Origin of the sequence: Chryseobacterium sp. WG14 (assembly GCF_024586945.1) — a bacterium.
Lineage (GTDB): Bacteria > Bacteroidota > Bacteroidia > Flavobacteriales > Weeksellaceae > Chryseobacterium.
Genome location: NZ_JALCZD010000001.1, coordinates 284,237 through 310,314 on the forward strand (window position 1 = coordinate 284,237; position 26,078 = coordinate 310,314).

Genomic DNA, 26,078 nt, shown 5'->3' on the forward strand with positions numbered 1-26,078 from the left:
CGTTACATCGCTCTTACCTATAAACTCTCAACCATCAACCCCTCAACTCGTAACCAATAAGAACCATCAATACTGAAACTTAATGAAAACATTACATTTTTTAATCATCGGAAAGAATCAGGAAATTCTGGATGTTTTACAACGGATTATAGGAAATAACGACGGCTGGACAGCTGAAATTCAAAGTGATGAGAATGCCAGCTATGACTATATAACAGAAAATAAGATAGATATCGTTCTTTTAAGTTCCGGATTATCCGATAACTTTGAGAAAGAGATTAAGATATTCTGTGCCCATTTAGATAAAGATGTTAAAGTGATTGACCATTATGGAGGAGGAAGCGGACTGTTAAAGAACGAAGTTTACAGTCTTTTTCCTAATTTGCAGGGGTAAACTTTAATTTATGTTTGAAAATATCATCAGGAACATTGAACGGTTCATCACTATAAGTCCGGAAGAAGAGAAAATTTTTACAGATGTTCTGGTTTGCCAGACATTTCCCAAGAAGACTGTTTTATTAAGAGAAGGAGAAATCTGCCAGTTTGAAGGATATATTCACAAAGGATGTGTAAGAATGTACTGCTTGGATGATAGCGGTTCTGAGGTTACCTTATTGTTTGCTATTGAAGATTGGTGGATCAGCGATATTGCTTCCTTTCAGGAGCAAAAACCATCAAAAGTATATATTGAAACTCTGGAGGACTCAGAAATTTATATGCTGAATCCTGCAACTAAAGAGAAATTATTACAGGAAATTCCCAAGTTTGAGAGAGTTTTCAGGATGTTGGTACAGCGGAATTTAACGACCTTACAGAGCCGCCTTGTGAATACCATTTCAAAGACTGCTTCAGACAGATATATTGAATTTATCAAAGTATATCCTTCAATTCCACAAAGGGTAGCTCAATATTATATTGCTTCTTATCTAGGGGTTTCGAAGGAATTTGTAAGCACCATCAGAAAACGGTTGGCTTCAAAAGAAAAATAAATCTTGAGATTTTTACCCGCAGATTACACAGATTTACACAGATTTTTTTTTTTTTGATAACAAATGTTGAATGAGTATCTCAATAATTTTATCGTAGATAAATCCTTGCGCCTTAATACATGTTACGTAATAAATATTTTGCGCCTTTGCGATTTCCAAAAATCTTTTTATTCCAACAATCAATATAATCATACTGCCGAATACAAAAAAGTATCCGGCATTTTTTTTTGCTGAAAAGTCATTTATTAAACTAGTTAAATGTGCAGGGTTTTTCACCGCTGTACATTTGTCCTATCAAAAACAAACAAATAATAACTTGATATGGACAGAAAAGATTTTTTAAAAAAAGGATTATTGGGAACAGGAATGTTTGTAGCATCAGCTTCTCTTGGAAATACCATGAAAAATGATATTGATGAAATCGAACCATTAGAACCTATCGGATATAACCATTTACCCAATACGGAATCAAAAATTAAAGACAACTCTGTCATCCATAAAGCAGATTCACGGGGAAAAGCTGATCATGGATGGTTGCTAAGCCAGCACACTTTCAGTTTTGCCAACTACCATAATCCTGAAAGAATGCATTTCGGAGTATTGAGAGTTTTGAATGATGACAAAGTAGAAGCGGGAAAAGGTTTCGGAACCCATCCTCACGACAATATGGAAATCATCAGTATTCCTCTGGAAGGAGATCTTGAACATAAAGACAGCATGGGCAATACAGCCGTAATCAAAAGCGGGGATATTCAGGTGATGAGTGCAGGAACCGGAATTATGCACAGCGAATTCAACAGAAATACTGATCAGCCTGTGAAGTTTCTCCAGATCTGGGTGTATCCCAACAAAAGAAATGTAGTCCCAAGATACGACCAGATTACATTAGATAAAACGAAACGTCAAAACGAATTTCAGCAGATCCTTTCCCCAGATGCCAATGATGAAGGAGTATGGATTCATCAGGATGCATGGTTTCATCTGGGAACTTTTGAAAAGGATAAGAAAGTCAGTTATCAGATCAGGAAAAAAGGAAACGGAGTCTATGCTTTTATCCTTAAAGGAAGTGCACAAATCGAGGGTCAGCCAGTAGAAGAAAGAGATGGTTTCGGAATGTGGGATATCAAGGATTTAGATATTAAAATAACCGGGGAAGGAACGGAAATCCTATTGATGGAAGTACCTATGACTTTATAAAACAAAGATTATAAAAAGAACCTTCTGTCCGACAACAAAAATAATCAGTAACCAAAAAAAATATGAAAAATATATTAAAACATACCCTAAATAAATCATTAGTCTTCGCATTACTGGTATTAACTGGTTTAAGCTTTGCACAAACGATCTCTACTACAGCCACTGCAAAAACCACTGCTTTAGGAACTTCTAAAAACTGGGGAATCGTAGATGGAATCTCCATGATAGGATTAGTACAGGGACCTTCTTCAGCCGATTCCCAGCTTCAGGTAGCCTGTATTTTCGAATATACGGAAGGAGATATTTTTAACGCTCAGGCTTTACCCGCTAAATTGAACGGATTGGTTCATCTGGATGAAGCTTTAAAAGGAGAATTAACCAACCTTAGAAAGTCAGGCCAGTTTCAGGGACATTCTTTAGGAACCCTTTTGATTACCCCGCCTGAGGGATCGATGTCTGCAAAGAAATTATTGCTGATCGGTTTGGGTGACCGTAACAAATTCACCCCTGACCTGATGACTTCCGTAGGAGAAGTGGCAGCCCGTGAAGCTATGAGGTTAGGCGTTACCAATTTTGCCTTTGCCAGTGACCTGAAAGATGCAGGAATAGATTCTCCAACTGCTTTGGTAGCTGGAAACGTAGTAAGAGGAATCGTACATGCGAACCGCTCTGAAACTTATCTGAAAGAACACAAACTTTCCACCACAAAAAAATTAGAAAAAGTATATCTGCTGGCTGGTCCTGCCTTCTTTGAAACCGCAGGCGGTGGAATTGCTGATGCCATTTCTGAAGCTCAAAAAAAATAATTCCTCCGGATAGTAATATTGTTTAATTTAGTGTCAACCTATTTTAGGACGACTCAATAGATAGGACGATTATAATGTTATACTCTAAATCTTTAGAATATAGAACTTAATTTCACTATCTTTCAACTCCAAGCTATCCACTCTCAACTAAATTAGCGAAAGTCAAAAAAAATCCCGATTTTTGCACCCCTACAATAAACCCGAGTTCATGAAATTATGTATTGCCGAGAAACCCAGTGTTGCCAGAGATATCGCCAAAGTATTGGGTGCTACCACGCCTAAACAAGGTTATATGGAAGGAAACGGCTATTGCGTAACATGGACGTTTGGACATCTTTGTACCTTAAAAGAACCTCACGACTACGGTCCGCAATACAAATCCTGGAATTTGTTTCTGTTGCCTATTATTCCCAGCAGTTTTGGAATAAAGCTTATTCCGAATAAAGGCGTAGAAAACCAGTTTAAAGTAATCGAAAGATTGGTTGAAGAATGTGATGAGGTGATTAACTGTGGGGATGCCGGGCAAGAGGGAGAATTGATCCAGCGTTGGGTATTGCAGAAGGCAAAATGCAACAAACCGATCCAGCGTTTATGGATTTCTTCACTAACGGAAGAAGCTATCAAGGAGGGCTTTGCCAGTTTAAAACCTGCTGAAGATTATAAAAACCTTTACCTGGCCGGAAATGCAAGAGCCATAGGAGACTGGCTGCTAGGAATCAATGCGACAAGACTCTTTACTAAGAAATTTGGTGGAAACAAAGCCGTTCTTTCTATAGGAAGGGTGCAAACTCCGACATTGGCGATGCTGGTTCAGCGTCAGAAAGAGATCGATGCCTTTACCACAGAAGAATATTGGGAACTGAAGACTAAATACCGTGACGTTATTTTCAATGCAGCGATTGACCGTTTAAAAACGCTGGAACGTGCTGAAAAAGGGCTGGAATATCTTAAAGTAAATCCATTTGAGATCGTTTCTTTCGAAATAAAAGAAGGAAAAGAAAAGAATCCAAGACTTTTTGATCTGACGGGACTTCAGGTAGAGGCCAATAAAAAATATGGATATTCAGCAGAAAACACGCTGAATTATATCCAGAGTCTTTACGAAAAGAAGCACGTAACCTATCCGCGTGTTGATACCACTTATCTATCCGAAAGTTTATATCCGAAAATAGGAGGAATTCTTCAGAAAATGTATCCTTATCAGGACCTGATTGCTCCATTATTAGAAGCTCCGATTCCAAAATCGAAAGCAGTTTTTGATGATACCAAAGTAACTGATCACCATGCGATCATTCCTACGGAAATCCCACCTTCTCAGAATCTGAGCAGGGAGGAAAAACTGATTTATGATCTGATTGCAAAACGTTTTATTGCCGTATTCTATCCGGAATGTAAAATTTCCAATACTTTGGTAGAAGGAAAAGTAGGAACTATCCCTTTCAAAACCAGTGGAAGACAAGTTCTTGAAGCAGGATGGAGAGCTGTCTATGCCAAAGAACCTAAAGAAGAATCTGCCGATAAAGAAAAAGAAAAGGAAGAAGAACAGACCATCCCCGAATTTATTGTAGGAGAAACCGGACCTCACGATCCAATGATCCACCAAGGAAAAACGACACCTCCAAAACCCTATACCGAAGCTACATTGCTGCGGGCAATGGAAACCGCCGGGAAACAGGTAGAAGATGAAGAACTTCGTGAACTTCTGAAAAATAACGGTATCGGAAGACCATCCACCCGTGCCAACATCATCGAAACCCTTTTCAAAAGAAAATATATAGAAAAGAAAAGGAAAAACCTGATTGCTACACAAACTGGAATTCAGCTGATTGATACCATTGAGGATGAACTTCTAAAAAGTCCGGAACTTACCGGAGAATGGGAATCAAAACTTCGTAAAATTGAGAAAGGTGAATATGAAGCCAATCTTTTTAAAGAAGAACTGATCCAGATGGTAACGGAGCTTACCGCAAAAGTAGTTTATGGCAAAGGAAAAGTGATTACTCTGCAGGAAGAGCAAGAAGAGGTGAAGGAAAAGAAAAAAAGAGAACCGGCACAGAAAAAAGAACTGCAGTCCTGGGAAGAAACAAAATGTCCAAAGTGTAAAGAACATAACCTGATCAAAGGAAAAACAGCAGTTGGCTGTTCAGATTTCAAAAACTGTGGTTTTAAAATTAGTTTTGAAATTTTTGGTAAAAAACTGTCTGATAAACAATTGATGGACCTGGTTTTAAAAGGGAAAAGCTCAAAATTGAAAGGCTTCAATACTCACCCGGAAGGATTAACAGAAGGAGTCCTGACTTTAAGTAATGATTTTAATGTCTTGCTTTCTTAAAACCTACACAAAATATCTGCTCAATCAGCAGGAGAAATATCAACCACAAAAGTCACAAAAAATTTAACCACTTAAGATTTTTAAAAGTGACCTTTAAACTGCTGAAAAGTACATATAAGTTTTATGAAAATCTCTGATTTTCTCCTAAAGTGAACTTACCCATATGCAGTAATTTTTACACTTGCTTAAGTGAACTAAAGTGTTTAAAAAATACTTTAGAGTCTTTTATACAATGTATTTTTCATTTCGCAGGTAATAAAAGCTCAAATATACCAATTGAAGACTACACATTCCCCTCCTCCGGAGGGGTGGCGAAAATTCAAAGAATTTTTGACGGGGTGGTCAATATACCTCTCAATTAAAAAATTACCTGAACAGCCTGTCATACCAACCACTGATATCTTTTTTGATATCCTCATGGTATTTGCACAACACCTGAGCCAGTTCCAGACCGGATCTTTCAGACTTATATGTATTCAAGGTAAGATATCCGTAAAAATTTCCATCCTGATCGATAATAGCCGGAGGGTAGGAAGCATAAGAGCTCCAGGGAGAGCAAGTGCTGTATGAACTCCCATAATTTCCGTAAGAATTCCAGATTGATTTTGAACTGTATACATTTCCGTAATCACCATAAGTGTTCCACACTGAATCTTTATTAAAAGTATCACAGTTTAAACATCCCAGATATTGATCTTGATCTGAACCTCCATATAAAGATAAGGTTTGGGCATGAAAAGTACAGCACATCAGAATGCTTAGACACGAAAAAAAACTTTTAAAATCCATATGATCATCCCTTTAATACAAAGCTAAACTTTTATATCATAAAAATAAACCTAAGCTTACAGATTAAACATTACTCCTGCAATAATTAAAGCGTGCAAGCTTTTTGTTGTTGGCGAATAAGAATACGGACCTATCACTCAATTTTTAGTCTTTTAATTCTTTACTTTTTAAATCAATCTTTACATTTACATTCAAATTCAAAAAGCAATGACTCCAGAGAAAACAAAACTTATTACAGACAGCTTCAACCGCTCGGAAACCTTGAAATTCTACAGGGCAGAACTGCTGGAAGTGGAAACAGATTTTATTTCTATAAAAATCCCTAAGATGGAAATGATGACCAGGAAAGCGGGAATGTTCAACGGAGCAATGATCGCTTCTTTAGTGGATGTTTCTTCGGGATATGCAGCCGTAAGCCATTACAAAGAAGATTGCTATGTAGTGACAGTTGAGCTAAAGGTGAACTATTTACGGCCTGCAATGGGTGATGCTCTGATATCAAAATCATATGTCATTAAGGGCGGTACCAAAATCAGTGTGATCAGAACGGAAATTTATGTTCAGAATGAAGGTCCAGATTCAGAAAGTCATGTGGCGACTTCATTGGTGACCATGATGAAAATAAAATAAAAGCTTCAGGATGGTAAAAGGCTAAAATATCTTTAAACAAAGGGTTTTATTGAATTTTTTTTACCGAAATGGAATGGCTTTTGCTCCATAACCCCCATAAACATTAAAAAATAATAATATGAACTTAATTATCCGATTATTTATTACGGCGATAGTTGCGTATCTTTTAACAAAAGTTTTACCGGGAGTACAGTTTGAAGGATTTTCAACAGCAATCATCTTTGCCATTGTATTGGGAGTTTTAAACATTTTTGTTAAACCTATTTTAAGCCTTTTCGGACTTCCCCTTACCATTATTACACTAGGTTTCTTTGCCTTGGTAATTAATGCGGCAATTATTATGCTTGCAGATTATTTTATAGACAGTATGGTGGTAGATGGCTTCTGGTGGGCATTTATATTTAGCATTCTATTGTCCATTGTCACTTCTTTGGCAAGTTCAATGTTCTCAGATGGAGATTAATTAAAAACATACAGATCAAAATATAAATCCGCTCAACAAGCGGATTTTTTTATTTTTTAATGAATTTTAACAATACTAAATTTCCCTTTGAATCTTTCAGTTTTAGAAAATAATTTCCTGAAATAAGTTGATGAATAGAAATTTCTTTTACAAACTGGTCTTTTACAATCACTCTTCCATTCACATCTAGAATCTCGTATTCCTGAAAATTCCTGTCAGTATTTACTTTTAAAATATCTGAAACAGGATTCGGGTAAACTTTAATTAAAACATTGCTGTTTTTTTGCTGCGTTTCATGAGTCGCTAAAAATAAACATGAGGGTGGAGTTGTTATGATCCCGTCAGTAAAATCATAATACAAAGTACTTTCCATAGGAATCAAATTTGTACTGATAGTTGAAGGAATATTTTCAAAGAGGGTACAATTGTTAAAACGTACATTGGCACTTTCAAAATTTCTGGCAGCCTTATACCAGGATTCACATCCTGCGGGCTGCATTACGATCCCTGGCCAGAAGGTATCCATCGCAAATCCGTCAATAGAATTAGGATTCACCATATCAATCATTACACAGCTTCCGGTCCATGTAGAAGGAATTTTAAAGTAAATATTAGCCGTAGGAATACTTCCTGTATAATATTTTTTACTGATGACAGCTGATAAACTTCCCTGGCCATCAACAAGAAATGCTTTGATTTCTTTATTCTGATCAATGGGAATCTGTACATTATTGACTGCTGAACCAGAACTTAATGTAGGTGTGCTTCCATCAGTAGTATAATAAATAGTTCCGTTTCCTGAAATAGTTGCCTGATAAGTGTTATAATAATGATTGGGAAAAGGGCTTATCGTTAACTGTGAAAAAAAGAAAGAAGACACAAAGAGTGCAGAAAAAAGGAGAAATTTTTTCATGTAAAATGGATATTAGTTTAGTTTTTATAAAATTAATAAAAATTCATTTGCATATTAACTATTTATTTTCAATATCGTAAAACTTTCATGTTAATTCTTTCGTCCGTTTTTATTTTAAATATTAACTTTGGCAATCTTTGAATCTAATAAAAGGACTCTATGAGCCTTATCTGGTTTTATGAATCCGTAAAAATGAATACTAACATATGAAACTTAAGTACAGCCTGCTGGCTCTGGCAGCTCCGCTTTTAATGAATGCACAACAACTAATGACGCCTGAAATTCTTTGGACTTTGAAAAAAGTAGGAGTACAGGCCGTTTCACCGGATCAAGCTTCCCTTATTTATAAAGTAGGACAGGTAGATCTGAAAACAGAGAAAACAAAAAATGAGAATTATTTTCTAAATGTTCTTAATAATCAGTCTTCAAAAATAGATTTCGGTAAAAAAGCCCTGATTCAGTGGGATAAAAATGGAATCTATGCACAGGAAGGTGATATCATCTATCTTTCAAAAGATGCCGGAAAAACCTGGACAGAATTCTATACCATAGGTGAGGCAGATAACATTGTTATTTCTCCTGACGGTAAAAGAGTCGCTTTCAGCAAACAGGTTCTGGTTGAAAAACTGATGGGTAAAGATAAATACAGTGATACTCCTAAAACAACAGCTCAGGTATACACAGACCTGAACCACAGACATTGGGATTATTTCAATGAAGGGAAATACAACCACGTATTTGTTGTCAATACTTCCGATAAAGTAGATGCTGCTAAAGATCTTTTAGAAGGGAAAACCTGGGATTCTCCTCAGAGACCTTTCGGAGGTGCTGAAGATTTTATCTGGTGCCCGGATTCTGCACAGCTTTTATACGTTACCAAACCTAAAAGCGGTAAAGAATATGCAACAAGTACCAATACAGATATTTTTGCTTACGATTTAGCTTCAGGAACTACCAAGAACCTTACAGAATCTAATAAAGGATATGATCTTAATCCCAAATTCAGCCCGGATGGAAAATCATTGATCTGGCAGAGTATGGCCAGAGATGGCTATGAAGCAGATAAAAATGATGTAAAGATCATGGATTGGAAATCTGGTAAGACTACGAATCTTACTGCAGGTTGGGACGACAGCGTATCGGGAGATGTGCTTTGGGGAGCCGATTCAAAAACAGTTTACTTTACGGCAGCTTACAGAGGAACAAAACAGCTTTTCTCACTGGATTCAAAATCTGCAAAAGTACAGCAGATTACCAGAGGAGATTTTGACGTTAATGAAATCTTTACAGATAATAAAACGTCACTTTTAGTAGGAAGAACAGATGTAAACCATGCCACAGAAATTTTCTCAGTAAATCTTAAAAACGGAGAAATGAAGCAGGTAACTGAAGCTAATAAAGGGGCTTATGCTAAGTTGGCTCAGGGTAAATCTGAACTTAAAATGGTAAAAACTTCGGATGGTAAAGAAATGGGGGTATGGTTCCATTATCCACCAAATTTTGATCCTAATAAAAAATATCCAACGCTGGTATATTGCCAGGGTGGTCCACAGTCTGCATTGACACAGTACTTCAGTGTAAGATGGAACTTTGCTTTAATGACTGCCAATGACTATATCGTAGTGGCTCCCAACAGAAGAGGAATGCCGGGATGGGGAACAAAATGGAATGAGGAGATCTCTAAAGATTGGGGTGGACAGCCCATGAGAGATTATCTGGCAGCCACTGATTACGCAAAAACATTACCGTACGTAGATGGAGACAGAGTAGCTGCTGTAGGAGCAAGTTATGGTGGATACAGCGTATTTATGCTGGCAGGAATACACGAAAACAGATTCAAAACGTTCATCGCCCACGATGGATTATTTGATATGAAATCATGGTACCTGACCACTGAGGAACTTTGGTTTGCGAACTGGGATATCGGTTCTCCATGGGAAAAACCACTTCCAAAAGCCTATACAGAATTCAACCCAAGCAATTTTGTGGAAAAATGGAATAAGCCAATCATGATTGTTCAGGGAGGAATTGATTTCCGTGTACCTTACGAACAAGGGCAGGAAGCTTTCCAGGCTGCAAAATTAAGAGGACTGAAATCTAAACTTGTTTATTTCCCAAATGAAAATCACTGGGTACTTCATCCACAAAACGGATTGGTATGGCAGAGGGAATTCTTCGATTGGTTGAAAGAAACATTATAAAAGTAATAACAATTATAGATCAATACAAACGGGCTTTGGCCCGTTTTTTTATGGTTAAAAAGTTCTAATGGCTTTAGACAAAATTTATATATTTGAGCATGCAAAACCGTATTTCTTCATTTTTACCACTTATCGATACACAGTCTGAAATTTTAATTTTAGGTTCTATTCCGGGAGTGAAATCACTGGAAAAGCAACAATACTACGCTCATCCACAAAACAAATTCTGGAAGATTATTTTTGAATTGCTGAATGAAGAATTTACAGAAGATTATACGGAAAGAATCAATATTTTAAAGAAATACCATATTGCCCTCTGGGATGTTATTGATTCCTGTGAAAGAAAAGGAAGCCTGGATTCTGAGATTAAAAATGAAGAGGCCAATCAAATTGCTGAGCTGTTGGAAGAACACCCTAACATCAGAGCTGTTTTCTGCAACGGAGGAAAGTCTTATAAAAACCTACAGAAACTTCTAGGAAAAAACTATAGACTTCCAGTCTTTTTATTACCTTCTACAAGTCCGCTTCATACCGTTTCCTTTGAAAAGAAATATGAAGAGTGGAAGAAGATCCTGGAATTTCTGGATTGATGATTCAATACCTAAAATTGATCATAAGGATAACAGTCAGCATTAAGATTCCTGCGGAATGACAAATACTAAACACAGTCTATGCACACACTTTGTCATTCCGCAGGAATCTAAACGTAGTAAGAATCTGCCTGAGCTGCTCAATCTGTGAGAAAAGATAAACCACAAAAGCCACAAAATATTCTAGACACTTTAGATTTTTTAAGTTAATATCAGACTGCTGAAAAGTTCACTTAAGTTTTTGAAAAATCTCTGATTTTCTTGTATCTACAGTTAGATTCCTGCGGAATGACATGGTAAATGGAAATTCCAATCATTATCTTTTAACTTCATGGGAATTTGAAATCAGATGGTCAAATATACCAATTGAAGACTAAATATTCCCCTCCTCGGAGGGGTGGCAAAAATTCGAAGAATTTTTGACGGGGTGGTTAATGGCGTAAATTTTATTTTTCACTACAAACCGAAGATCTGATTTAATCAAAATTTCGATGAAAGTATCTGATTTTCTACTGTATATGTGTTAGGAATAGAGAAAGCATCAGTCTTACTATATCAACAATCTGATCAATCTGTTAGGCAGGAAATTAATCAGCTTTCAGGTATTTCCTTAATCCTTTTAACAGTTTCAGCTGATTGCGTGTTCTGTTGAGATTATGCTCAGGATACTGTATCGAATAATATGTGCTTCCATTCAGATAATCTGTCAGAAAACGAACTGCCTGAATATAGATTACCACCTGGGCTGCATAATCAAGATACTCAAGTTCTTTGAATACCAGCTTTTCTTTTAAATGAAGCAGAAATCCATCTTTTACAGCCCTGTATATGGATGGACTGAAGTTTTTTATAGCACTTCCGTCATCTTCATTGGTTGTATTGGTGTAAGACCTTGCGATATCTCCGAAATCATACAATAAGGTAGAAATCATGATGGTATCCAGATCAATAACCGCTAAAGGACTGAAATCGGTATTAAAAAGAATATTTCTGACATTAGGATCTCCATGTATGATTCGGCGGGGGAGATCATTATTTCTTTCCATTTCAATCCAGTGTTGAGGTAAGAACAGCAAATCGTTAATTTCTTCAATCTCAGTAGAAGCGTTTTCTATAAGGGCTACATCGGCAGCATGTAATGAATCCCTGTAATCTGAAATTCTTTTTTCAAAATTGATAAAATCAGGAATTGGGGACTGGATATCCGGAATATCTCCTGTATTAATGGCATTAAGAAAACATCCTATTGCTTTTGCAGATTCATAAGCAGAGGCTTGATCATGAATTTTAAAAAGGGTTTTTGCATTTTCTATAAAACTGGATAACCTCCATGAATCCATATTTTCATCATAGACGATAAAACTTCCCGTTAAAGAAGGAATGGGCTTTATAAGCTGCAGAGGATAATTTCCATTTTCTAAACGTTGATTGACAACAATATGGTTATTGATGATAATCTCCGGCTGTTTGAAAACGGTACGATTAATTTTTTGCAGGATAAACTTTTTCTGTTGATCTTTATCTTCTAAAAGGTAGGTCGTATTGATCAGTCCATCCGTAATGGGGGAAATGTTATAACTATTGGTGCCAATAAACTGATTCACAATGCTGTTTAGTTCCATAAATCTTCCGGGTATCTGTTTTTTTGAATTTCTGAGGTCAGAAAATCTTTAATGCTCTTCTTGTCGTCTGCGTAAGTAACTCCCATCCATTGGGAAGGTGAGATTTTCACTTTTACTTTTACCTTTTTTTCATCCATCATTCTCTGTATGGCGGAAGGAATATAAAATTCCTGATCAGGCATCGGGTCTGATTTTATAAAATCATAAAAATAGGTTTCCAGGGTACCAAAAATACCGGGATGGAAAATGAAAAAGTTCATGGATACTAAGGTATCAGGAGCTATCTTTATAGACTGCCCATTTTCTGTATAAATAATTGAATCATTTACCTTTTGAATAGATGTCTGTTCTTCTACCTTGACAAGGAAACTGTCCGAATCTAAAGTACAGATTCCCCTGGCAACAGTTCCGTTCCCGCTTAATGTAGTACTTACCGGATAAGCTGCCATAGCCAGCTGTATTGCTGAAATATGATGAAGTTCAATTTCGTCAGCTGCCAGGTGATAAGCTTCTTTTCCGTAAAAATCATCTGCATTGATCATTACAAAAGGTTCATGTATCACATCTTTTGCGCAAAGAACAGCATGAGCGGTTCCCCAGGGCTTCTGCCGTTCTGAGTAATCAAAATCAGGAACAGGAATACGATCCATTTCCTGATATACCCAATGCAGCTCAAACCCTTTTGCTTGGGATAGAGCATTAAGGCGGTCAATATAACTTTTGGGAACTAATCTGTTAACGATAATCACTATTTTACGGAAGCCAGCCTCAAGAGCATCATAGATAGAATACTCCAAAATCGGAGAGCCGTTATCGAGTATTCCATCCACTTGCTTGAGACCTTTATAACGGCTGCCTAATCCGCCGGCCAATATGAGTAATGATTTTTTAGAATTCATCGGTCATTCCAAATACAGGTTTACGGGTCTTCCATTTACCATTGGTGAAATCAGGAATTTCAACAACCTGGCCTCCTTTGGCAATAGACTCTTCACTAAGCGGCGTAATGGAGTACCATAAAGCAAGATCATAAACGTCCATTGGAAATTCTATATTCCGTTTGATGCATTCAATAAACGTATTCATCACAAAGAAATCCATTCCGCCATGTCCTGCACCTGCTGCTGTATTTTCAAACTTCTTCCACATCGGATGATCGAATTCTTTCATCCATTTTTCCGTATTTTCCCAACGGTGGCTGTGGTTCATTGTTTTTTCAAAATAAATATTCCCCTGGTTGAAATCTCCCCATCCGAAATCCTGCCACAATCCTTCAGTTCCCTGTACACGGAATCCAAGGTCGTAAGGTCTCTGCAAGCTGGTATCGTGGGTCAACAGTATTGTTTCACCATTCGCACAGGCAATTTGTGTAGTGACGATATCACCCTGATTGAATTTTACCTTGGCATTCGGATGATTTTCTCCACCTTTAGCATGTTCTACGATATATTTGTGTAATCCTACAGATTTTGAGGAGAATGAAGAAAGCCTTGTTAAACGGTTTCCACGGTTGATATCCATCATCATGGCAACCGGACCCAATCCATGAGTAGGATACAGTTCTCCATTACGTTTTATATAATGTTCAGTTCTCCATTTTGCTTCACTGAAACCTTTATCACCAAATTCAGCTCCGGAATTATATGGGTTCACCCCGTCATTGAAAAGAACACCTCTCAGATCATGCTGGTAGCCGCCTCTTCCATGAACCAGTTCTCCAAACATTCCTTTACGGACCATATTCAGAATAGCCATGATATCTCTTCGGTAGCATACATTTTCCATCATGAAAATAGGAACCTTCGTTTCCTCATATACTTTCACGAATTCCCAGCAGTCCTCAAGCTTAATAGCTCCGGAAACCTCCATTCCAACAATCTTTTTGGCGCGCATAGCTTCCACACCCTGCGTAAGATGCCATTCCCATGGAGTGGCAATAACAACAGCGTCTATTGTTTTTAATTTTAAAAGATTTCTATAGTCATATTCCCCGTTTGAAAACTCCTGAGCAGCAGATTTATTATTGTCTTTTAATATTTTCTGGGAAGCGGAAAGCATTCTTTTATCAGGATCTGCAAATGCTACAATTTCCACATCACTGCGTTTTGCCAGTAATTTTACATGTTCCTGTCCACGAAGCCCAACACCGATAAAGCCGACACGCACTTTCTTATCTGTTTTAAAATCATTTGAATAGGCAAATAAAGAATTGGGTACCACCAATGCTCCAAAGCTCGCCAAAGCTGCTGTTTTTAGAAAGTTCCTGCGGGAAGTACTATTGTCCATCTATTTTTTTTCTAAATATATTAAAACTTTTGTAAATCGCCGCGAAGAGAGTACTAGAGTGGGAGAGTATTAGAGTATTAGAGTATTAGAGTATTAGAGTGGGAGAATATAAAATAGCTTATGGTGTACATCTCTGATATCTAGTATCTGGCATCTAAATCTAGTATCTATCCTCTTACTGTCCAAAATAAGCCGTAATCAGTCTTTCTCTCATTTTATTTAAATACTTAATGTCTTTTGTATTGGACAGAATAATTAAGGTAAGATCATTTTTATCGGCTAGATGTACCCAGTTGGCACTATGCCCATAGCCTTCACCCTGACGTTCTACAAAAAGAGTATGTACAGAACCGAATTTTTTAGGATATACCCAAAATCCAAGTGCTGTATCTTCAAGCTTTTTATCAGGAGTAAGCATGGTGTTTAGTGTTGTTTTATTAAATAAGGTATGGTTGAATAAGGCCTGATCAAAGAGTAGGAGATCTTTGGGAGTAGAATACATGGCTCCGGCAGAATAAAAATTGTCAATATAGGTGTTGGTGGGTGTATGAAGAGCAAATACATTTTCACCGTCAGCCGTATAACCATCATCAATATTCCGGATAATATCATTGTGATGAAGAAATCCTGTGTTCTGCATTTTCAGGGGAGTTAATATCTGCTCTTTAAGAACGTTTTCAAAAGGTTGGTGGTATATTTTTTCAATAATCTTTCCAAGGAGAATAAAATCACCATTGTTATAGCTGAATTTTGTGCCCGGTTTATCGATCAGCTTTTCAGAGAGAAAAGTACTGATGAAATCATCCAGATCCCATATCGTATTATCATAAGCCTGATGAATAAGTTCAGGCGAACTGATGTCTTTGTTTTCTCTCCCACTGCTGTAGGTCAACAAATTTCTTATCGTTGCTTTTTGGGCAGCTTCTCCTTTATATTCGGGATAATAGGTGGAAATAGGAGCGTCTAAATTTATTTTTCCTCTTTCATAAAGCTGCATGATCAATGCTGCCGTAAAAGTTTTGGTCAGCGAGAAGATATGAAACCTGGTTTCATCTGAAAAAGGAATATTATAGTGTCTGTTTGATAAACCTTTGTAGGTAAGTAATTCAATCCTGCCACCTTTAGCAACCAATACACTCCCATTGAAATTATCTTTCTGCACGCAGGAGTCAATGACCTGCTCAACTTTCTGTATCTGAGGATAGGCCAGATGAATCATCATCATCAGTATTCCTGACAGTATTTTTTTCATGGGGAATATATTTTTAGTTTAGTACTGAATTACTTACGTTAAAGTAATCAATTATTTACGTATTATAACTCATATTATTATATTGAATGTTTACTGATCTATCCATGCTTTCCTTAACGCTAGCTGTTTTGCATTGAGATTAGAGGAAAGACTTACTTTTCCGGTAGTTTCATCATATGTAAAACCAACTTTTCCCAGATATTCTTTCAAAGGAACGGGTTGGGTGCCTTCAATAAAATCCCTGAAAAATGTACGTATTTCCGGGAAAGTCATTTTTGTAATTTCATCAAACAGGTCATTATCATTAAAATATTTGCCTTCACCGTATTTTTTCATCAGCTGTAACATTAGATCCTGAGTTCCCATTTTTCCTCCGGAAAGCTCCCGTAATCTGATATCCAGACACATGCCCAGTAATGGCCCTTTTTGATAAAAATTCATATATTGGTCTTGTCTTTCCATGGCATTCTTACTGATCTCCGTGAAAGACAGCTTGTTGTCAAACTCTTTCATACCCTTTATCTTTTCTTCCAGGGTTTTTTCAAAATCCTCCAGGCCAATCATTTTTTGTTTTATAGGCATATGGATGGTTGCATATTCCGTCATTCCCTCATATAGCCACAGATGTTTGGATAGAGAAGGATGTAGAAAATCGTAATGCTGAATTTCTCCTGAATGAATGTTGAGAGGAGTAATAATATGAAAGAATTCATGAGAAGCGACCCTGTTTAGAGCATTGGGAAGAAACTTCATATTCCCAGACCGGTACAGGCAGACTGTCGATTGAGAATGCTCCAGCCCATCTCCCATGAATCCGCTTTCATTTGAAGGTTCATAGTAAATCAAAAAGGCATATTTGTTTACCGGTAATGATCCTCCCAGATAAGCTTGCTGGTTTTTCAAAATGTTCTCTATCTCAAGAGCTATTTTTTTTGAATAATGCCTTTCTTTCTTATTATAAAATGAAACAAGAACTTCAGTATGCCCTATTTTCAGCCAGGTGGTATCAGGAACACAGTATAAAACAGGGGAGTCCACCAGCTGGCGGTAATCTTTGGCCCATGCGATATCTGTATTTTTATCTTTCTGTTTGTAATCCAGCGCAGAAGAGGCGTAAAAATCTTTATTTTTTGTAATATTAATTTGATAGGGAATATCTTTCATTTCCTCAAAATATCCCACCAAAGAATTATAATTGATGACAAAAACACTGTCTTTACTAAATGTACTGCCCGCAGATTTAGCTCCATGGGTATCTTTTTCTAAAGAGTCCCATCCATCGGCTACCTGATATGATATTTTGTTGGCATGCTTAAGGTCATGTACCATCCAGCTGTTTTGATCCAGACGCTCGACAGGTATTTTTTTTCCTTTTTTATCAGTAGCCACAAGATTGGAAACATACTGACCGAAATTCATGGCCTGATAAAACCCGGGAACCAGTTTGGGAATAATAAACTTCCCTTCTTTAAGGTTATTTTTGGGTGGCGTAAAAGAAACTTTGACTTCATCATTCGATAGATGAAGAAGGTCGATATGGTATGCGTAATTTTCCTTTGATGCTTGGGCAATAATTGTAGAAGGAAATATAACCAGTACAAAAACTAACTTGATCAGGTTATTCATCTGCTTTTGTTTAACTGGTACGAAAGTACAAAAATTGCCCAAGGTTAAGGAGCTTTATTTTTCCGTAAGATACACTTCTTCATAAGGTTGGATCAGCACCCATCCGTTTCCTGAAAACTTCATTTGAAATTCCTCGCCGCTTCCTCTTCCGATAAGACTTTTAAAAGAAACATTTGTTTTCAGTTCCGGGCTGAGGTTTCCGGACCAAGCCACAGTAGCATTAGGATCTGTGAAAACAGGAGTGTCAGGAGTTACCAATAGAGTTAAAGGATCCCCATGCGTAGTGATAGCAATATGACCTGTTCCCGAAAGTCTGGCTTGGAAAAGGCCTCCCGACATCATCCCTGCTACACTTTTAAGCATGGTTATATCGCTCTTTACACTTTGCTCATGCGCTAAAATATCATTGCCATTCACACATACAGCTTCATTATTTAAATACAGAATACGGACTTTCTTCCCCGAATCTGCTACATACAGCTTGCCTGTTCCTTCAGCTTTCATCAGCCTGGCACCTTCGCCACTAATGGCTTTCTTTAAAAGATTACCTATACCTCCGGCCAGCATGCCCTGTCTTTCGAAATTGATATTGCCTACATAGCTTACCATACTTCCTCTTTTGGTCCATACAGCCTGGTTATTAAGATTGATTTCTAAAAGGTGTTTGGTTTCCAGCTCAAAATAGTCTCTTTGTTGTGGATTTTCTTTTGTTTCATTAATAAAGGCTTCTATTGAATATTTGCTCATAATTATAATTTTTTGATTTGTTTTCTATATTACTTGTTGATTCTGCATACCTTAAATTCTCTTTTATTGCTTTTAGGATTTAAATCCACAAACTCATAGTTTTCAAAATCTGCAAGTTTGGTTTTGAATACTTCTGTAGCTTTTTCTACAGACCAGTTTTTGGGATAATGAAACCCGTCAAATGCTGCACCTCGAATATGTGCTTTAAAATCATGTGAAAATTCATCATCACCAGAATATGTCAGCGCTATTTTGCCGGTCCATTCAATAGTGTAGCGGTGATTATCATTTTTTGAAAATTTTATTTTGTGGCCTGCACAGCTGTCATGTCCCAGTAAATAGATGTTAAAGGCAAGATCTTCTTCTTCAAAATCACGGTAAGAAGGCAGGTCATTGCTGTGCAGTTCACTCTTAGTGACAGAGTCAAAATCCACTTTTTCCCCTGGCTTGTCTATTCTTATTCCGCCCTGATCGCCCCAGTAGGTTGACGATAAAATACAGGCATGGTAATTGCCCCATACTATTTTGGAATCCCAGTTAGATGAGGTCTTTTCTTCAATATCCTCATTTTGATCATCCGCATAATACTTTTCTGTTTTTAAATGAAAATCAAACCATACCGATTCATCTTCATCTATTTTGCCACTCCAATTGAATGCAATAATTTGATGCCCGTTAGGGTATGGGCTGTTAAGAAAATAAATTTTACTTACTGTTTCCATCGGTAATTTTTTACTGGCAACTAAAATAAATCTTTTTTTTCTTTTGAAATCCCCGTATAATCACGGTTTTATATTTGATCGTAAATAATACTTGACAAAGGGGTGCTGAATGTCGTATATTTGCACTCCGAAAATTACACCTTGTAATTTCAATAATTTTTAAACCGTAATTTAAAATGAAAACATCAGATTTTAATTTTGATCTTCCTGAGGAATTATTAGCAGAGCATCCATCAGAACACAGAGACGAAGCTAGATTAATGGTTCTTGATAGAAAAACAGAAACTATCGAGCACAAATTATTTAAAGACGTTGTGGATTATTTTGATGAGAAGGATTTATTTATTTTTAATAATACCAAAGTTTTCCCTGCACGCCTTTATGGAAATAAAGAAAAAACAGGAGCTAAAATTGAAGTTTTCCTTTTAAGAGAGCTTGATAAAGAAACTCGTGTTTGGGATGTATTAGTAGATCCAGCGAGAAAAATCAGAATTGGTAACAAATTATTCTTTACTGAAGATGAATCTTTGGTAGCTGAAGTAATAGACAATACCACTTCAAGAGGTAGAACTTTAAGATTCTTATTCGACGGTTCTTACGATGAATTCAGAACAAAACTAAAGGAATTAGGAGAAACTCCGCTTCCAAAATATATCAAAAGAGCAGTAGAGCCTGAAGATGCTGAGAGATATCAGACGATCTATGCAAAGATAGAAGGAGCAGTAGCTGCCCCTACGGCAGGTCTTCACTTCTCAAGACACCTAATGAAAAGATTGGAGATCAAAGGGATTGATTTTGCTGAAGTTACCCTTCACGTAGGATTAGGAACATTCAACCCGATTGAGGTAGAAGATCTTTCCAAGCACAAGATGGAATCTGAAGAAATCATCATTGATGAGAAAAACGCTGAAATCATCAACAGAGCTGTAGAAACTCACAGAAGAGTTTGTGCCGTAGGAACTACTACCATGAGAGCATTGGAAACTTCTGTTTCTTCAAACAAGAAAATCTCTGCTTTCAACGGATGGACAAATAAATTCATTTATCCACCTCACGATTTTGGAGTAGCTAACTCAATGATCACCAACTTCCACACACCAAAATCAACATTATTGATGATGATTGCTGCATTTGCAGGAAGAGATTTCGTAATGCATGCTTATCAGGAAGCCGTAAAAGAAAAGTATAAATTCTATTCTTACGGTGATGCAATGTTAATTCTATAAATTATGTATACATGTAGAGTGTACAAAGTATAATGTATTTTTAGTTTTTAAAATTAATACAATACATAGCGTTATTACTTTGTACATTTTACATTGTACTTTTTACAACAATGAAAGATATCCGTATATTATCGTTAGACCAGCTTAAAGACTACTTTGTATCTTTAGGAGAAAAACCGTTTCGTGCGAAACAGGTCTATGACTGGCTATGGAGTAAAAACCTCCACTCGATTGATGAAATGACGAATCTTTCGAAATCACTTCGTGAAAAAATTTCCGAAGAATATACCATTAATCCCGTGTCCGTAGATCTTCTTCAAAAGAGTGCCGACGGAACAATCAAGAACGGGGTAAAACTTCATGACGGATTATTGGTAGAATCTGTTCTTATTCCAACAGAAACAAGAACTACAGCCTGTGTTTCTTCACAGGTAGGCTGCTCATTAAACTGCGAATTCTGTGCTACAGCCAAACTGAAAAGGATGAGAAACCTTGAAGTGGCAGAGATTGTAGATCAGGTGGCCCTGATTGACAGCCAAAGTAAAATGTATTTTGAGAGACCCCTTACCAATATCGTATTCATGGGAATGGGAGAGCCGATGATGAACTACAAAAATGTAGTGGAAGCCATCAGAAAGATCACCCAGCCAGAAGGATTAGGAATGTCTCCAAGAAGAATTACTGTATCTACATCTGGAATTCCTAAAATGATCAAAATGCTTGCTGACGATGAACTGCGTGTGAAACTGGCACTGTCTCTTCACTCTGCCATCGAATCAAAGCGTAATGAGATTATGCCTTTCTCAGATAAATTTCCGTTAACGGATATCATGGACTCCCTGCAGTACTGGTACCAGAAAACAGGCTCAGTCATTACTTTTGAATATTGTGTCTGGAAAGGAATCAATGATGGGGATGAAGATATCAAAGCTTTAATCAAATACTGTAAACAGGTTCCTTCTAAAGTAAACCTTATACAATACAACCCAATTGGAGACGGAAAATACGATCAGTGCAACAAACAGGCGGAAGAAAACTATATCCGTCAGCTTGAAAATGCCGGAATTACAGTAATGGTCAGAAGAAGCCGTGGTGGTGATATTGATGCTGCCTGCGGACAATTGGCCAATAAAGCGACCGATTAAAATTTCCTTAAAAAACGTTAAAACCCCCTTTGCTACATTGTTTAAAGCCCTACCTTTGCATAAATTATTTTGTGATGATGGACTTTTTTATGAATGAAGATGGGTTAGAAAATGTATATGCATGGTCAATTCCACTTCACGCTACAGTTATTTTGGCCGAAATGATTTACAGCCATGTTTCTGAAGCTAAATTATACAGTGGGAAAGATCTCGTTACCAATGTTTATCTGGCATTGATGAATTTCGGTCTCGATCTTATTATGAAAGCTTTTGCAATGGGGGTAATGTTTTTCTTTTACCACCACAGGCTTTTCTCATGGGATTTTAGCATCTGGTATTTTCTGATCTGTTTTATTATTACAGACTTTGCCTATTATGTGCTGCATTATGTAGATCACCGTTCCAGAGCATTCTGGGCTGTTCATATTACACACCACAGTTCAGAGTATTTTAACCTGACAACAGGATTCAGAAGTCCTGTTTTGCAGCCACTTTACAGATACTTATATTTTTCTCCTCTGGCCTTTTTGGGCTTTAATCCCTGGCATATCATGGTGGTTTATGCTATTGGACAGGTATATGGAACCTGGGTACATACACAGACCGTGAAAACTATGGGAATCCTGGAATATATTCTGGTAACACCTTCTCACCACCGGGTACACCATGCCTGCAATATTAAATATCTGGACAAAAACATGGGAATGTGTCTTATTATCTGGGACAAAATGTTCGGTACTTTTCAAAAAGAAGATCCTAATGTTCCCATTAAATACGGAATCTATCCCAAAATGCCGGACAATAGACCGGATACCGTTCTTTTTTATGAATGGCGAAAAATCTGGAAAGATCTTAAACAACCGGGATTAAAATTCACAGACAGAATCAATTATATTTTTAATTCTCCGGGATGGAGGCATGACGGAACGGGAAAGACCGTAAGACAATATCAGAAAGAGTATTTTGCAAGACAGGCTAAAAAGAAAGAACAGCCGCAAAATCAGGAAGAACAGAAAATTGCTTAACCTATAAGTTAATTTTAAATAAAAATCTATCATGAGAACGGGCTTTGGCCCGTTTTCTTTTAAACTACCTTGTCAAATCTCCAATTTGCCACTCCTCTGGAGGAGAAGAATGATTACACGTCAAATTTGTGGCTCTTCCATAAAATAAAATCAATGATTAAGAAGTAACTACATTTTTAACAACCCATACCTAGAATCTCGTTTTCTCCTTATTTAAACCTAAAGCTCTATTTTTGCCTAATGAAAAAAATCCTTCTGGTTATTAGCCTTATCCTTGGTCAGTCCGCATTTTCACAACAGACTGATTTTCTGAAAATAAAAAAATACAAAGTCAGCTATCTGGATCATAAAATTGAGGAAACCTCCGGATTGAATATGTTTAACGGAAAACTATATACTTTCAACGATAGTGGTAATACGCCGGAGCTGTTTGAGATCAGCAAAACATCAGGAGAGATTTTACACACTTTAAAAGTTGATGCTAAAAATACTGATTGGGAAGCTCTTACCAATGACGGTACTCATTTTTATATAGGAGATTTTGGAAATAATGACGGAAGCAGGAGGCATCTTAAGATTTTTAAAGTGCCCGTACAGAACGACAGCCTGCAAAACAGCAGATTAAAGGAAATTCTGTTCCACTATCCGGAGCAGACCGATTATATATCGAGCTACTATAATACAAATTTTGATGCAGAAGCCATGGTATATGCCCATGGAAAAATTCACCTCTTTACAAAAGAATGGGCTTCAAAGGCCAGTACACATTATACCATAGATCCTGAAGTATACGAAAAACAAGGAGCTGTGAAAGCAGAATCTTATAAAGCCAATTTCATGGTAACAGATGCTGCTTATTTTGATAAAAAACTTTATTTAGTTGGCTATACCAAGAAAACAGAGGTTTTTCTGGATGTTTTTACAGAAACAGAGCCAGGTGTCTTTTTTAAAGAAAAGCCAAAGCATTATTACCTTGGAAGTTCTACGGGCATTGGTCAGATAGAAGGAATAGCAGTGGATGAAAACGGAATTTATATTTCCGGTGAAAAATTTAAATATTCAGTAGTGAGAACAAAGCAGGCATTTTATTTTATTCCTAAAGAAAAACTCAAAGATTAATTTTTCTTAAAATTGACCGAAAAAAATTATCTTTGTGAGAATAAATAATTATTCACCCAGCATTCGCAGATTGTGGCAAACATTGTAGAAGACATTAAGCAACCGATCAATGAGGAAATGAAACTTTTCGAACAGAAGTTTTATGAATCAATGCAGAGTAAAGTTCCCTTATTAGACAAAGTCACCCGCTTTATTGTTACAACCAAAGGGAAACAGATGAGACCTATGTTTGTATTTCTTTGTGCCAAACTGGTGGGGAATGTTAATGAAAAGACCTATCGTGGCGCCTCTATGATCGAACTGATTCACACGGCTACCTTAGTCCATGATGATGTGGTGGATGAAAGTTTCAAACGCCGTAATTTCTTTTCTATTAATGCTTTATGGAAGAATAAAATTGCTGTTTTGGTAGGAGATTACCTTTTATCAAAATCCGTATTATTATCTACAGATCATAAAGATTACGATTTATTGGGTGTCATTTCCAGAACAATTCGCGAAATGTCTGAAGGAGAGCTTCTTCAGCTTGAAAAAGCCAGAAAACTGGATATTACAGAAGATGTCTATTATGAAATCATCCGTCAGAAAACAGCTACCTTAATTGCTGCCTGCTGTGAAATTGGAGTTCTTTCCAATAATGCAGACGAAATACTTGCTAAAAAAATGCAGAATTTCGGTACTTATACCGGTATGGCTTTTCAGATTAAAGATGACCTTTTCGACTTCTTAAGCTCTAATGTAATTGGGAAACCTGTAGGAATTGATATTAAAGAGCAGAAAATGACCCTTCCTTTGATTCATGCTCTGGAAACAGCCAGCGAAAAGGATAAAAAATATTATTTTAATACCATAAAACGCTATAATAATAATCCTAAAAGAGTAAAAGAACTTATAGAATTTGTTAAAAGTTCCGGAGGATTAGAATATGCAGTAAAAACTATGAAAGAATTTCAGCAAAAAGCTAAAGATATTCTTAATGAATTTCCAGACTCTGAAGCACGAAGCTCTTTACACAGTATGCTGAGCTATGTTATCGAAAGAAAATTTTAAAAGTTAAAATAAATAATAAAAAAATCGGAATGCAGTAAGCATTCCGATTTTTTCTTTTAAATTTTCTGAATCGTTACATTGGTTACGTTCCCGCTTCCGGTACTTCCGGTTTCCGTTGCTAGAACTGTACAGTTTTGATTAGGTGCAGCTGTAAAACGGATTTGATAACCGGCAGTAGGAATAACAAGCATCGTAGTATAATTCATAAGTTCTCCTACGGTTCCGGAGGTTGCCGTAGCGTTATAATGGCTTCCCCTTCCCAGATAATTGGCATCAGGAACAGGACGTACTCCCAGAAGCAGCTGAGTTCCGGCTGCCGCATTTGAGAAACTGGCCTGCAGAGTAATCAAATAATTGCCTGGCTGGTTGAACGTTAAAACTCCTGTACCTGTATTATAAGAATAAAATGGTGAAGTTGCTAACGGAGTAGAAAACAGTAACGTAGTAATAGAAAGGGTTGTAAGGCTTTGACTGGCAGTAAGACGGGCATGAAATAATGAATAATCTGTAAAATTGATGGTCTTTAATACTCCGTTTGCATCGGCTACTACAACTCTGTCATTTCCTCCCACTCCAATATTGGAATTAATATTTCGAATTCTGACATTTCCCGAGCCAACATCCAGTTTGTCTGTAGGTACGGTAGTTCCAATACCGGTATTTCCTGTTCCCGTTACAACAAAATCATTAGCCTGCTGCAGTACAGAAGGACTTCCCGTTGTTGGATTGTCTTTTGCTGCATCAACGTGGAAAACAGCCTGTGGATTATTTGTATTAATCCCTACTTGTGCAAAAGTAAGCATAGGAAATGCCAAAGCATTTGCCAATACTAATAATGTAATTTTCATCTCGTTTTTTTTTTGAAATTTATAGGAGTGAAATTACAAATATGACAGCTAAAAAACAAGTATTTCATTCATATGTGAGTTATTTTGCTTGTTTGGATGGTTTTTATTTATTAATTTTAATGTTTACTTAATTAATTGGTAATATTAAACTGTTTTTAATTCAATAAATAGAATAATATTAATTAAAGTATTTTCATGGTTACAATAATAACGGCTAGAACTATACAAAATAAAGCGAATAAAAATAAATAATCCGCAATAGTCTCAAACTGACTTTCCTTCTTTTCTTCTCTTGTTCTGATAGCCAGAAATGAAAAGAAACAGCTGCATGCAAAAAGCAGGCACGCAAGCCCGGCGAATTCGTCTAAATATGTATTGCGACTGATTTTAGTGATTTTTAGCGAAGTGATAATGATCAGCGAGAATCCTAAAAGATTGCTTGAGGCATTAAGGATATGAGGGGACTTTTTTTCCATCTTTTACAATTTTTATCAAAATAA

The 26,078-nt window shown here is 36.8% G+C and carries 25 protein-coding genes; 14 read left to right on the forward strand and 11 right to left on the reverse strand.

The window, feature by feature from the left end; translation table 11 throughout:
• Window positions 1–82 precede the first annotated feature (82 nt).
• The 5 genes from MP478_RS01140 to MP478_RS01160 all read left to right on the forward strand — a co-directional run bounded on the left by MP478_RS01140 (window position 83) and on the right by MP478_RS01160 (window position 5,324).
• Window positions 83–394, forward strand: coding sequence for a hypothetical protein (locus MP478_RS01140; protein WP_257199332.1), 312 nt, complete (start codon window positions 83–85; stop codon window positions 392–394).
• 10 nt (window positions 395–404) lie between these two features.
• Window positions 405–989 carry a Crp/Fnr family transcriptional regulator gene (locus tag MP478_RS01145; protein ID WP_230035706.1) on the forward strand — a complete coding sequence of 195 codons (585 nt, stop codon included), beginning with the start codon at window positions 405–407 and terminating at the stop codon, window positions 987–989.
• A 321-nt stretch (window positions 990–1,310) separates the two neighbouring features.
• On the forward strand, window positions 1,311–2,186 hold the full coding sequence (locus MP478_RS01150) for a pirin family protein (protein WP_257199333.1): 876 nt from the start codon (window positions 1,311–1,313) through the stop codon (window positions 2,184–2,186).
• Between the two features lie 62 nt (window positions 2,187–2,248).
• Window positions 2,249–2,992 carry a M17 family peptidase N-terminal domain-containing protein gene (locus tag MP478_RS01155; protein WP_257199334.1) on the forward strand — a complete coding sequence of 248 codons (744 nt, stop codon included), beginning with the start codon at window positions 2,249–2,251 and terminating at the stop codon, window positions 2,990–2,992.
• Window positions 2,993–3,200: 208 nt separating this feature from the next.
• On the forward strand, window positions 3,201–5,324 hold the full coding sequence (locus MP478_RS01160; RefSeq protein WP_257199335.1) for a type IA DNA topoisomerase: 2,124 nt from the start codon (window positions 3,201–3,203) through the stop codon (window positions 5,322–5,324).
• Window positions 5,325–5,690: 366 nt separating this feature from the next.
• Here the strand turns inward: MP478_RS01160 and MP478_RS01165 are convergent, their stop codons facing one another.
• The gene (locus tag MP478_RS01165) at window positions 5,691–6,113 is read right to left on the reverse strand and encodes a hypothetical protein (RefSeq protein ID WP_257199336.1); all 423 of its coding nucleotides are present in this window, start codon (window positions 6,111–6,113) and stop codon (window positions 5,691–5,693) included.
• A 207-nt stretch (window positions 6,114–6,320) separates the two neighbouring features.
• On the opposite strand from MP478_RS01165, the gene MP478_RS01170 reads away from it, so the two are divergent.
• Complete coding sequence (locus tag MP478_RS01170; RefSeq protein WP_230035715.1) at window positions 6,321–6,743, forward strand: PaaI family thioesterase; 423 nt, start codon at window positions 6,321–6,323, stop codon at window positions 6,741–6,743.
• 118 nt (window positions 6,744–6,861) lie between these two features.
• Window positions 6,862–7,206 (forward strand): phage holin family protein, encoded by a 345-nt coding sequence (locus tag MP478_RS01175; RefSeq protein WP_257192280.1) that lies wholly within the window; start codon window positions 6,862–6,864, stop codon window positions 7,204–7,206.
• A 49-nt stretch (window positions 7,207–7,255) separates the two neighbouring features.
• Here MP478_RS01175 and MP478_RS01180 read toward each other — a convergent pair whose 3' ends face one another.
• Window positions 7,256–8,119, reverse strand: a complete 864-nt coding sequence (locus MP478_RS01180; protein WP_257199337.1) for a T9SS type A sorting domain-containing protein — start codon at window positions 8,117–8,119, stop codon at window positions 7,256–7,258.
• A gap of 206 nt (window positions 8,120–8,325) precedes the next feature.
• Between MP478_RS01180 and MP478_RS01185 the strand changes: the two genes are divergently transcribed.
• Window positions 8,326–10,320 (forward strand): S9 family peptidase, encoded by a 1,995-nt coding sequence (locus MP478_RS01185; protein ID WP_257199338.1) that lies wholly within the window; start codon window positions 8,326–8,328, stop codon window positions 10,318–10,320.
• Between the two features lie 98 nt (window positions 10,321–10,418).
• Entirely contained in the window at window positions 10,419–10,910 is a 492-nt protein-coding gene (locus tag MP478_RS01190; protein WP_230035722.1) for a DNA-deoxyinosine glycosylase, read from the forward strand.
• Window positions 10,911–11,497: 587 nt separating this feature from the next.
• Here the strand turns inward: MP478_RS01190 and MP478_RS01195 are convergent.
• From MP478_RS01195 to MP478_RS01225, 7 genes are all read right to left on the reverse strand, one after another.
• Window positions 11,498–12,532: a phosphotransferase enzyme family protein gene (locus MP478_RS01195; RefSeq protein WP_257199339.1), complete on the reverse strand. Its 1,035-nt coding sequence runs from the start codon at window positions 12,530–12,532 to the stop codon at window positions 11,498–11,500.
• On the reverse strand, window positions 12,523–13,431 hold the full coding sequence (locus MP478_RS01200; protein WP_257199340.1) for a sugar phosphate nucleotidyltransferase: 909 nt from the start codon (window positions 13,429–13,431) through the stop codon (window positions 12,523–12,525). The genes MP478_RS01195 and MP478_RS01200 overlap by 10 nt, the downstream gene beginning before the upstream one ends.
• Window positions 13,421–14,818: a Gfo/Idh/MocA family protein gene (locus tag MP478_RS01205; protein ID WP_257199341.1), complete on the reverse strand. Its 1,398-nt coding sequence runs from the start codon at window positions 14,816–14,818 to the stop codon at window positions 13,421–13,423. Before MP478_RS01205 ends, MP478_RS01200 begins: the two co-directional genes overlap by 11 nt.
• 175 nt (window positions 14,819–14,993) lie before the next feature.
• On the reverse strand, window positions 14,994–16,070 hold the full coding sequence (locus MP478_RS01210; protein WP_257199342.1) for a serine hydrolase: 1,077 nt from the start codon (window positions 16,068–16,070) through the stop codon (window positions 14,994–14,996).
• A gap of 90 nt (window positions 16,071–16,160) precedes the next feature.
• Complete coding sequence (locus MP478_RS01215) at window positions 16,161–17,696, reverse strand: hypothetical protein (RefSeq protein WP_257199343.1); 1,536 nt, start codon at window positions 17,694–17,696, stop codon at window positions 16,161–16,163.
• A gap of 54 nt (window positions 17,697–17,750) precedes the next feature.
• Window positions 17,751–18,443 carry an AIM24 family protein gene (locus tag MP478_RS01220; protein WP_257189435.1) on the reverse strand — a complete coding sequence of 231 codons (693 nt, stop codon included), beginning with the start codon at window positions 18,441–18,443 and terminating at the stop codon, window positions 17,751–17,753.
• Window positions 18,444–18,472: 29 nt separating this feature from the next.
• Complete coding sequence (locus tag MP478_RS01225; protein WP_257199344.1) at window positions 18,473–19,165, reverse strand: hypothetical protein; 693 nt, start codon at window positions 19,163–19,165, stop codon at window positions 18,473–18,475.
• Window positions 19,166–19,341: 176 nt separating this feature from the next.
• On the opposite strand from MP478_RS01225, the gene queA reads away from it, so the two are divergent.
• The 5 genes from queA (at window position 19,342) to MP478_RS01250 (ending at window position 24,730) form a co-directional block, all read left to right on the forward strand.
• Complete coding sequence (gene queA, locus MP478_RS01230) at window positions 19,342–20,391, forward strand: tRNA preQ1(34) S-adenosylmethionine ribosyltransferase-isomerase QueA (RefSeq protein ID WP_230035768.1); 1,050 nt, start codon at window positions 19,342–19,344, stop codon at window positions 20,389–20,391.
• A 110-nt stretch (window positions 20,392–20,501) separates the two neighbouring features.
• On the forward strand, window positions 20,502–21,536 hold the full coding sequence (gene rlmN / locus MP478_RS01235) for a 23S rRNA (adenine(2503)-C(2))-methyltransferase RlmN (RefSeq protein WP_209801710.1): 1,035 nt from the start codon (window positions 20,502–20,504) through the stop codon (window positions 21,534–21,536).
• A 74-nt stretch (window positions 21,537–21,610) separates the two neighbouring features.
• Window positions 21,611–22,561 carry a sterol desaturase family protein gene (locus MP478_RS01240; protein ID WP_230035770.1) on the forward strand — a complete coding sequence of 317 codons (951 nt, stop codon included), beginning with the start codon at window positions 21,611–21,613 and terminating at the stop codon, window positions 22,559–22,561.
• Window positions 22,562–22,801: 240 nt separating this feature from the next.
• Window positions 22,802–23,680, forward strand: a complete 879-nt coding sequence (locus MP478_RS01245; RefSeq protein ID WP_257199345.1) for a hypothetical protein — start codon at window positions 22,802–22,804, stop codon at window positions 23,678–23,680.
• A 72-nt stretch (window positions 23,681–23,752) separates the two neighbouring features.
• Complete coding sequence (locus MP478_RS01250) at window positions 23,753–24,730, forward strand: polyprenyl synthetase family protein (protein ID WP_230035774.1); 978 nt, start codon at window positions 23,753–23,755, stop codon at window positions 24,728–24,730.
• A 56-nt stretch (window positions 24,731–24,786) separates the two neighbouring features.
• Here the strand turns inward: MP478_RS01250 and MP478_RS01255 are convergent, their stop codons facing one another.
• Window positions 24,787–25,578, reverse strand: coding sequence for a hypothetical protein (locus tag MP478_RS01255; protein ID WP_257189432.1), 792 nt, complete (start codon window positions 25,576–25,578; stop codon window positions 24,787–24,789).
• Between the two features lie 182 nt (window positions 25,579–25,760).
• Window positions 25,761–26,054: a hypothetical protein gene (locus tag MP478_RS01260; RefSeq protein ID WP_257189431.1), complete on the reverse strand. Its 294-nt coding sequence runs from the start codon at window positions 26,052–26,054 to the stop codon at window positions 25,761–25,763.
• Window positions 26,055–26,078: the final 24 nt, after the last annotated feature.